The following is a 1,618-nucleotide window of genomic DNA, read 5'->3' as shown; positions in this document are numbered from 1 at the left end:
TGTTGAAACCTATTCTTTTTGATGTCAATCAACAAACGCCCTATACCCTCTCGGTGGGTATTTTGGATTTTTTCTTCCAAGTCTGAATAGCGCGGAACCAAATCGGGCATCCCTCGCAGCCAATCCGAAATTAAATCCTCAACGAATCGCTCGTAAATAGCATACAATCGGGTTACAACAGCAGAGCGATCGTAAATTCGCCATTCTTCTTTGCTAGAGATTACTTCTATTAATGCGGCAAATTCAGGATTTTCTTTCAACTGTTTGATATCTGAACTGTCTTGAAAAACGATTTTTCTAAGTCGATCGTTAATCTTTATCATCGAACGGACAGTGGAAATTTTAAGACAGACTGTCTTGAGAAGCTCGTCAAACATCGCAAGTTACTCTCCGATAACTTGCAAAAGCATTTCGTCAAATATCCTGATTCGTTCCTGAATCTCTGCCTTGGTTTTTCCACCTCCTGTGAGAAGACGAGATTCAGGTTTTTTAAAGATGTTCTTTGTCTCTTCAATAATTCGGTCTTTTAGAGCAATTAATCTTTTTTCATATTGCAAGTACCTACTTAAACCCACCATCATTGCATCATAATATGCTTTATAAGTCTTGTTTGACCAAGTTTGAGTTTTCTGGTCAAATGGTTTGAATAAATGCTCTCCGTAAATTAGGTGAGCTATTGTGATAGTTTTGAGAAAAATAGATTCCAAATAATTGATATCTTCCTCATCAAAATTTAAACTTCTCATCATGTACAAATCTAAAAAGCCTTCCATTCCCCGTTGGTAATTATCAACATTTCTGAGAGCAAAAAAACGCAGAACTAACTCAGCATCTTCCATTTTTTTATAAAGGGTATTTTTCTCCAATTCGGGGCTGTTATCCTGTGTCGGAATTCCCCAAGCTTCTGCAAACATGGGATGGCGCGATAATTTTAGCAACAGTTCATTGAACTTTCCATAATACAAACAGTTTCGCACTTCCTGTTGACTTAAATCTACGCCTCCAGTGTTAAGGCGCTCGAAGGTTTTTTGTTTTAAGAATAGAGCCTCTTCAGGATCGGAGGTTGATTCTGCAATAATTACTGTAGATGATATAGAACGACGGTCGATACCTGCTCTAATTTTTTGAGGAAGTTGATTGTAGGTACGTCCATTTAATTCAGGCCAAAGTTCCAGCCCTGTTAATGAAAGCTTGTTTTCATAAAAATCCTGAATCGCAGTAATTCTTTGTTGACCATCCATAACCTCATATGAATAGTATTCTTTTTCGTATAAAATTATTGATGGAACTGGAATATTGACGAGAAATGATTCGATTAGTTTGGATTGCATTTTGGTAGTCCAACGCGCCCTTCTTTGGTAAAATGGTCGCACTTCCATATAACCAGGCTGCTTTAAAGCCTGGACAAAACTCGGAAGCTTTTCACGGTTGATTTCAGTAAGAATTCTATTCTCTCTTAACTCGTATTTATGGTTGATTTCACTATCGGATATTTTAGTACGAGTTTTTGCTGGCGAACTCTCCCACATTTTTTGTTCAAATGATGCGAGCTGCATTTCCGTAGTCTCCCTAAGCATAACTTGTTAATTATTATAGCATTTTCACGATCGACCGAGCG

General features: G+C 37.6%; 2 protein-coding genes. Both read right to left on the bottom strand.

The annotated features are described in order from the left end of the window. Positions 1-377, bottom strand: a 377-nt coding sequence (locus QT974_RS34175; RefSeq protein WP_333472790.1) for an MAE_28990/MAE_18760 family HEPN-like nuclease, incomplete at its 3' end; no start/stop codon positions are given. Between the two features lie 6 nt (positions 378-383). After that, positions 384-1,556 (bottom strand): DUF262 domain-containing protein, encoded by a 1,173-nt coding sequence (locus tag QT974_RS34170; protein ID WP_333472789.1) that lies wholly within the window; start codon positions 1,554-1,556, stop codon positions 384-386. Positions 1,557-1,618 lie beyond the last annotated feature (62 nt).

It is taken from the genome of Microcoleus sp. BM001215392 (genome assembly GCF_036700185.1).
Taxonomy (GTDB): Bacteria; Cyanobacteriota; Cyanobacteriia; order Cyanobacteriales; family Microcoleaceae; genus Microcoleus.
This window is presented reverse-complemented; position numbering and strand designations above follow the sequence as displayed.